The following is a 7,216-nucleotide window of genomic DNA, read 5'->3' as shown; positions in this document are numbered from 1 at the left end:
AATTGAAGCCCGTCAGGGTTTATTTGATATGCCTACTTTTATAAAATCTATAAAAGATAATAAAAAACTATATGGAAAGACCGCATTTTGTATAAAAATATACCTTAAGTTGATGGATGTGGGGTAGCGTCACATGTCCATCAACTTAAGAAAAATTAATGCCCCAAAACAGGAAAAATGAGCTGACTTCTCAAAATAACTACCTGTAGAGAAAGAAAATTTTCGTTTAGGGGGTACTTCAAAACCTTAGCTTGTTTAGAAAGGATAACGTTTTTTGATATTGGAGGGTATTAAAATCTCCTGAGTTGATGGTTATGTATGGTGACCCCATAGCCAAAGAAGTAAGAAGATATTTAGAAGTGCATTAAATTTTGAGGAAGAGCTTGTGAACCGTATCATAAATAAATGAGGTTTTGTATGTTCGATTTTTAAATAATACCCAAGAAGGAGTGGGTTGCAATTATAGTAATACTCCATTTTTTGTATTTCTATAATAGATAATTTTTTTAAAAAACAGAATTATCTTGACAGTTATTGAATGGATTGATAAGGTTATAAAAAAATATTTCTTATCCAGAGAGGTGGAGGGACTGGCCTTATGAAACCTCAGCAACAGGTCTGCTTAAGTAGACACTGTGCTAATTCCAGCGGGTGATAATCCTGATAGATGAGAGCTTCCGTTTTTATTTGTCAGTAGCGCCCTCTTTTTTAGAGTGCGTTTTTGTTTTTTCTGGATAGTAACTAAAGGAGAGTAGAAATGGAGAACAAAAATGGGCGAGAATTTCAAAGGAAAATGCAAGCACGTCATTTAGTCATGCTATCACTTGGTGGGGTGATTGGAACTGGTTTATTCTTAAGCTCGGGTTACACTATTCAACAAGCTGGCCCGTTTGGAACAATTCTATCCTATCTGATTGGTGCGCTAGTGGTTTATCTAGTTATGCTATGTTTAGGAGAGCTTTCCGTACATATGCCTGAAACGGGCGCATTTCATAGTTATGCAGTTAAATACATTGGACCGGGTACAGGGTATACAGTAGCCTGGTTGTATTGGTTAACTTGGACTGTTGCTTTAGGTTCTGAATTTACGGCCGCAGGATTACTTATGAAGCGATGGTTTCCATCAGTTAATGTTTGGGTATGGAGTGCTCTTTTTGCCATTTTGATCTTTGTATTAAATGTCCTGACTGTTAAATTTTTCGCCGAATCCGAATTTTGGTTTTCATCGATAAAGGTTATAGCTATTGTGTTTTTTATTGTTTTAGGAGTAGCGGCAATGCTAGGGTTTCTTCCGATGACTCATTCAAAAGCAGCACCATTCTTTTCTAATTTTACAAGTGGAGGTTTATTTCCTCATGGTGCTACGGCCATTATGATGACCATGCTTGCGGTTAATTTTGCTTTTTCGGGAACAGAATTAATAGGCATTGCAGCTGGAGAAACAGCGAACCCGGAAAAAATGATACCGAAGGCCATTCGAATTACTCTGTGGAGATTAATCATCTTTTTTGTAGGAACGATTGTTGTTTTATCTGCGTTATTGCCTATTTCCGATGCAGGGGTATTAGAGAGCCCTTTTGTTGCAGTTCTAGAACGAATTGGGGTGCCATATTCAGCTGACATAATGAATTTCGTTATCTTAACAGCCATTTTATCTGCGGCAAACTCAGGCCTTTATGCCTCTTCTAGAATGCTTTGGTCGCTTGCTAATAAGAATACGATATCCCCGATTTTTGGGAAAATGACGAAGCAAGGTGTTCCAATCAACGCCGTCATTTTCAGCATGGTGGGTGGAGCGTTGGCTTTGCTCTCAAGTATTGTGGCACCCGATACTGTCTATATCGTACTTGTTTCCATTTCCGGTCTAGCAGTAGTTATAGTTTGGATGAGTATTAGTGCTTCCCAGTTTCTATTTCGCAGACAATTTTTGAAAGAAGGAAATTCTGAGAAGGACTTGATTTATCGCACACCACTATACCCATTAGTACCAATTGTTTCTTTTATCCTTTGTCTGGCATCGTGTATTGGAATTGCATTCGATCCAACACAGAGAATTGCCTTATATTGCGGCATACCGTTTATTTTATTTTGCTATGGAAGTTATTATCTAACAAAAAATCTAAAAAAGAGGGACGTAGATTATGTCGAACAAAATCAACCCAATTGATGCTATTTTATCCCAACATTCCATTATGCTTCTTGACGGAGCATTAGCTACTGAATTGGAGGCGCATGGATGTAATTTGGACGATCCCCTTTGGTCGGCACGTGTGTTACTAGAAAATCCGGAACTAATTTATCAGGTTCATTCGGACTATTTTCGTGCTGGAGCGGACTGTGCCATAACAGCAAGCTATCAAGCTACTATTAGTGGTTTTTCCGCGCGTGGAATACAAGAACAGGAAGCTTTGGAATTAATTAAGAAAACGGTGTTACTTGCAAGAAGGGCAAGAGATGATTTTTGGAAGGAAAATACGCAAACGAATAGGCCTAAACCATTGGTTGTTGCATCAGTTGGGCCGTACGGGGCTTACCTCGCAGATGGTTCAGAGTATGTAGGAAACTATGGTGTGACAGATAAAACATTAGCAGACTTTCACCGTTCGAGAATGTCTGCGTTAATCGAAGCAGGTGCAGATCTATTGGCATTTGAAACGATCCCTTCCCTGCAAGAAGCAAGAGTATTAGATACATTATTGCGTGAGTTTCCAGCAACATATGCGTGGCTTTCCTTTTCGCTAAAAAATGAGAAAGAGATTAGTGAAGGTATGAAACTCGTGGAGTGTGCACGAATTTTTGAGAAAAGTGAACAAATTGTAGCGATAGGCATCAATTGTGCGCCAGTAACCGTTGTAACTGGTGCAATCCAAGAGTTGAGGGCAAACACCAAAAAACCGATTATTGTTTATCCAAACTCTGGTGAAACTTATAATCCAGAAACAAAAACATGGCACGGTCATGAACAATGTAACGCGTTGGAGATTCAATCTGAAGAATGGTACCAAGCAGGTGCACGTTTAATAGGTGGATGCTGCAGAACGACACCTTATCACATTGAGGAGATATCGAACAAGTGGCGTTCCTCCAAGTTTTTCTATTCGAACGAAGCAAAACAGTAATGTAATGGATGATAATCTAACTTTGTGTGTATTTTCATGATTTTGCTTGTTCAGGAATCTACAGTTACGTCTAGTGGCACAAAATGTTTTTTCAGAGACACAAATGTGGATGGTAGCCTCGGGAATCCAGTGGACTTTTGGGTACCTTAGGTATGGAAAGGAATCAGGGAAAATAAAAACCGCTAGTTTAATAGATATGGTAGACAACATGCTGAATCTTTTAATGAAGATGTAGTTGATCCAATTGAAGGTGAAGGGGACCATTTATTCGTAATTAAAGTTAACGAAGAGGTTAATTTAGTTATTCAAAAAATAGTTCAATAACTATATGAAAATTTGTTGTGGTAAAAATCTTTGTTGTAGTAGTAAATGTGGTCATATTGTTGTAAAAAAGGATAGATGTAAACAAGTATACTCTCCTGTTCATCTATCCTTTCCTTTTTACCTTATAAAATGTGTGACATTATATTCAATCGCATAAATATAGGATTTCATTACTATTTTCTTGACTTTTAATAAAACGATAGGGTTTATTTGCTATGCGTATTATTAAGAGTATGCTTCTATTTTAGGAATGCTTTACCCAACAAAATGAAAGTACACTTTGTTTCCATTCTTAAGTTGATGGGTATCACCACATGTCTATCAAGCTAATATTTTAAAGTGTTTCCGAAATAAAAAATTTCTTCGTTTTGAGGAACTACCAAATTCTTAAGTTGATAGATTTGTGGCGGTACCCCATTTAGAAGACTAGTGTATGCTGCTAGTCTTTTTTTATTAATTTACAAAATGAAATAATAAAAAAAGACACCCTAAGGTGCCTTCCGCCGACTTGAACCACTTTAATTTTAATAATATGTATTGGACTCCCATCCAAATATTATTTTACCATGTTAAGTTATTTTATTCATTGAGGAATATGGTTTAAATCTGGGGTGCCACCCCATTGCCATCAACCTATTTTATGGTTTTCGTTTCTATTTACTTATATTTTCATTGTTACTGAATCCTATTTCATTAGTAATTTGTCTATATCCAAGGCTGCCTCGTGTGAAAATAAGAATAAGCAAAGCAACAATGCTCAATCCTATCCCTACAAATAAATCTGAATTCTTTAAAACAGGGTTGGTGGAATTTGTTTGTACCAAGCTAAACGTATTTACACTCGCATGAACTAGCATGACAATAAATAAGTTACCGCGATTGCAGTTATAGACCCAAGTGAGAATGATTGAAATCGGCAAACACATCAAAATGAAAATTGGTAAATGAATATATAGGATAGAAAGGTCAGAACCTGGTCCGCCCCTTTGTGCAGCAGTTAAGAAATGTGGAAGATGCCAAAAAGCCCACAGGACGGCAAGTAGTAATGTTGCCTTTAACGGTCCAAACTTCGATTGTAACCGAGGGAGAGCGAAACCGCGCCATCCGATTTCCTCAGGTAAAGGTCCACCGAGAAAGAAAGTAACTACAAAAGAGATGAGATAGGTTATAAAGAATCTAGAAGTAAGGTCATGGAAAGTAGGTATCCCCCTATTTAATATCACCATACTCAGAAACATTGCAGCGGGGATAACAATGAGAGTAAACAAGTACCACTTCAAACCGACTTTAGTAAATATGATGCTTTTTCTAACTTTTTTCCATGACTCTTTGCCTTCAAGAGTTCGAATCATGATATATGCTGCCAACATAGGGCCTACAAATGCATTGGCAACAAAGAAAATATCAAACGCTTTTGTTTTAGGTAAAATACCCCATTGGGATAAGATAAATGGAATTAATACAACCCACGAGAATAAATATGCCATTACAAAAAATGAAGTTAACGGATAGGATTCCAAATACCCTCTCAGACCTGTTGATGAGTTTTTTGATTTTATAAAATACTCCAACATAATCACCCCTTCAATTATAAAATGCTGCGATATGTTCTAATTCTATAAGTTTTCATAAAGAACCTTTTTGATGTGATAAAGTTAAAGTTTTTGTAAGAAAGACGCGATACGTTACCAAAGAAATGTAGAAATTTCTATAACAGTTTCCTTCATTTCTTTGTCTACCTTGAGTTCATCTGGGGGTAGCACCACATTGCTATCAAGTTGAAAAATCTGTTGTTCCCCAAAACGATAAAAATAAACTTTGGTGCTATAAAAACACAAAATTTCCATTTAGGGGGTACTTTAAAATCTTAACTTGATGGGCATGGGGTATCGCCAGCATTTCGGAAAAACCCCGCGCTAAGCAAAAAATATAATAAGCCGCCCATATGGACAGCTCATTTTCATAATTATCGTTATTGGTAGTTGTATCCGAATACTGTAAAAATTGCTAATCCATTAGGGAAATCTAAATCTCCGGCACCAAATTCTCCTACACGTATAGGGGTCGCAGGATTGATAATATTATAAATTTCGGTTCTGGTGCAAAAACTTAAGGACAATTGCAATGAATCTATAAATCTTGGACATACTGTTACTATTACTTTAGGAAGAGTGAGTGATTGGTATGGAAAAGGAAAATGTATTCAAATGGAAGCATTATCAGCCTGATATTATTTTGTTAACGGTAAGATGGTACCTACGGTACAACCTCAGTTTTCGTGATTTGGTGGAAATGCTAGAAGAACGGGGTTTATCCATTTCTCAAACAACGATTATGCGTTGGGTTCATCAGTATGGTCCTGAATTGGACAAACGAATCCGTCGTCACCTCAAACAAACAAATGACTCTTGGAGAGTCGATGAAACATATATCAAAGTAAAAGGTCAATGGATGTATTTGTATCGTGCTGTTGATTCGAACGGAAATACAATCGATTTTTGCCTAAGCAAAACAAGAAATCATAAGGCTGCAAGGCGCTTTTTCAAGAAAGCTTTGCGGTCTTTTCATGTTTCAAAGCCACGTATGATAACAGTCGATAAGAATCCAGCTTATCCGATAGCAATTGAACAGTTGAAAATAGAAAAAAGCATACCTAGCGGTATGCGACTTAGACAACAAAAGTACTTGAATAACATAGTAGAACAAGATCATCGCTTTATAAAGAAGCGAATCCATTCTATGCTAGGGCTTAAATGTTTTGACACAGCTACATCCATTCTTTCTGGGGTAGAAGCCATGCATATGATTAAATAAGAACAGCTTAATTTACGGGACCAGTCTGTCCAAAATCAGAAAGAATTCATCCTTCAATTGTTTGGACTTGCACCATAAGATACGATTCCGTTAGGGATATATGCGCTTTATTCTCTTTTATTTTTGCACCAGAACCAAAGAAAGTGCTCTTAGAAAATACATATTATATTCTGTTTTGCGCTACGATTTTAATATTCTCTGGTGGAATGATATCTTGAATTTTTTCTTTTAAATCTACTTGGACCATTTCTTCAAGATGTTCAAGTGAAACTTCAAAGTTTATGCATTCCGCAGTTGCGATGTTTAATAAAGAATAATTTTCATTCTTTTTAACAACAAGATATTGCGATTGATCTGTTATAACTATACATCCTTGTTGAATTCCTAATTGACGGTTATCTTCAAAAGTCATAAATAAATCTCCTAACATTTTTCTGATAGGAATTGTACTACATAAAAATGTTAGTGTCTAGTCGGTCTTATGTAAGAACTAAAGTCAAACAAAATCCTTATTTAAAAACAAGAAGCCCTAGAGTTAGGGCTCTAGGGCTTCTTGTTTTGGTATATCTCACACGGTTTTATAAAAAGGATAGAACGTACTGAAGGTAACATATGAATGTTTCATAAACGTATCGAAAAAGTGAACAAAATTGCTATTGCAGAAGAAGCAGAAATGAAGTTTCTAATAGTTAAGTGCGTGAAAGGTATTATTTCCAGTGGATAAAATGTGCGTGGGGCACCTAATCATTATTTTATCGGAGGAAAAGAATATGTTATGAACTTGGTTGAATGAAAAAATGAAAATTTTACTTTAAGCGAAGTTAATGAAATATATTTTGGGGGTTATATCAATGATTGTTATCTCGATGGACACCTTAACTTTATAAAAGTCCCAGAAGAAAAACACAACTATGAGAAATAGTAAGCTATAAAAGTGAACAAAATCGTTATTTGAGAGA

Annotated in this window: 4 protein-coding genes, 2 pseudogenes and 1 riboswitch; of the genes and pseudogenes, 3 read left to right on the top strand and 3 right to left on the bottom strand. The window is 36.3% G+C overall.

What is annotated here, in order from left to right; all coding sequences use genetic code 11:
• Positions 1 to 566: 566 nt before the first annotated feature.
• A riboswitch (SAM riboswitch) is annotated at positions 567 to 674 on the top strand.
• Positions 675 to 757: 83 nt separating this feature from the next.
• Together mmuP and mmuM are read left to right on the top strand one after the other, a co-directional pair.
• Positions 758 to 2,167 (top strand): S-methylmethionine permease, encoded by a 1,410-nt coding sequence (gene mmuP / locus Q3V31_RS26970; protein WP_097872620.1) that lies wholly within the window; start codon positions 758 to 760, stop codon positions 2,165 to 2,167.
• Complete coding sequence (mmuM, locus tag Q3V31_RS26965) at positions 2,142 to 3,119, top strand: homocysteine S-methyltransferase (RefSeq protein ID WP_097872619.1); 978 nt, start codon at positions 2,142 to 2,144, stop codon at positions 3,117 to 3,119. Before mmuP ends, mmuM begins: the two co-directional genes overlap by 26 nt.
• Positions 3,120 to 4,096: 977 nt before the next feature.
• On the opposite strand, the gene Q3V31_RS26960 is transcribed toward mmuM, so the two are convergent.
• Both Q3V31_RS26960 and Q3V31_RS31035 read right to left on the bottom strand, forming a co-directional pair.
• Entirely contained in the window at positions 4,097 to 5,017 is a 921-nt protein-coding gene (locus Q3V31_RS26960; protein ID WP_097872618.1) for a CPBP family intramembrane glutamic endopeptidase, read from the bottom strand.
• Positions 5,018 to 5,415: 398 nt separating this feature from the next.
• Positions 5,416 to 5,535: pseudogene (locus tag Q3V31_RS31035) on the bottom strand (LVIVD repeat-containing protein); the annotation flags it as partial.
• Between the two features lie 92 nt (positions 5,536 to 5,627).
• Between Q3V31_RS31035 and Q3V31_RS26955 the strand changes: the two are divergent.
• Positions 5,628 to 6,335: pseudogene (locus Q3V31_RS26955) on the top strand (IS6 family transposase).
• An 85-nt stretch (positions 6,336 to 6,420) separates the two neighbouring features.
• Here Q3V31_RS26955 and Q3V31_RS26950 read toward each other — a convergent pair.
• Positions 6,421 to 6,669, bottom strand: coding sequence for a hypothetical protein (locus Q3V31_RS26950; protein ID WP_097872615.1), 249 nt, complete (start codon positions 6,667 to 6,669; stop codon positions 6,421 to 6,423).
• Positions 6,670 to 7,216 lie beyond the last annotated feature (547 nt).

The organism is Bacillus nitratireducens (genome assembly GCF_036320425.1).
Lineage (GTDB): Bacteria > Bacillota > Bacilli > Bacillales > Bacillaceae_G > Bacillus_A > Bacillus_A nitratireducens.
Note: the sequence above shows the minus strand (reverse complement) of the source record. Positions and strands in the feature narration are given on the sequence as shown.

Excerpts from the sequence above, each read along its gene's own strand:
- Q3V31_RS26960 (WP_097872618.1), bottom strand. The coding sequence starts at position 5,017 with ATGTTGGAGTATTTTATAAAATCAAAAAACTCATCAACAGGTCTGAGA.
- Q3V31_RS26950 (WP_097872615.1), bottom strand. The coding sequence starts at position 6,669 with ATGACTTTTGAAGATAACCGTCAATTAGGAATTCAACAAGGATGTATA.
- mmuP (WP_097872620.1), top strand. The coding sequence starts at position 758 with ATGGAGAACAAAAATGGGCGAGAATTTCAAAGGAAAATGCAAGCACGT.
- mmuM (WP_097872619.1), top strand. The coding sequence starts at position 2,142 with ATGTCGAACAAAATCAACCCAATTGATGCTATTTTATCCCAACATTCC.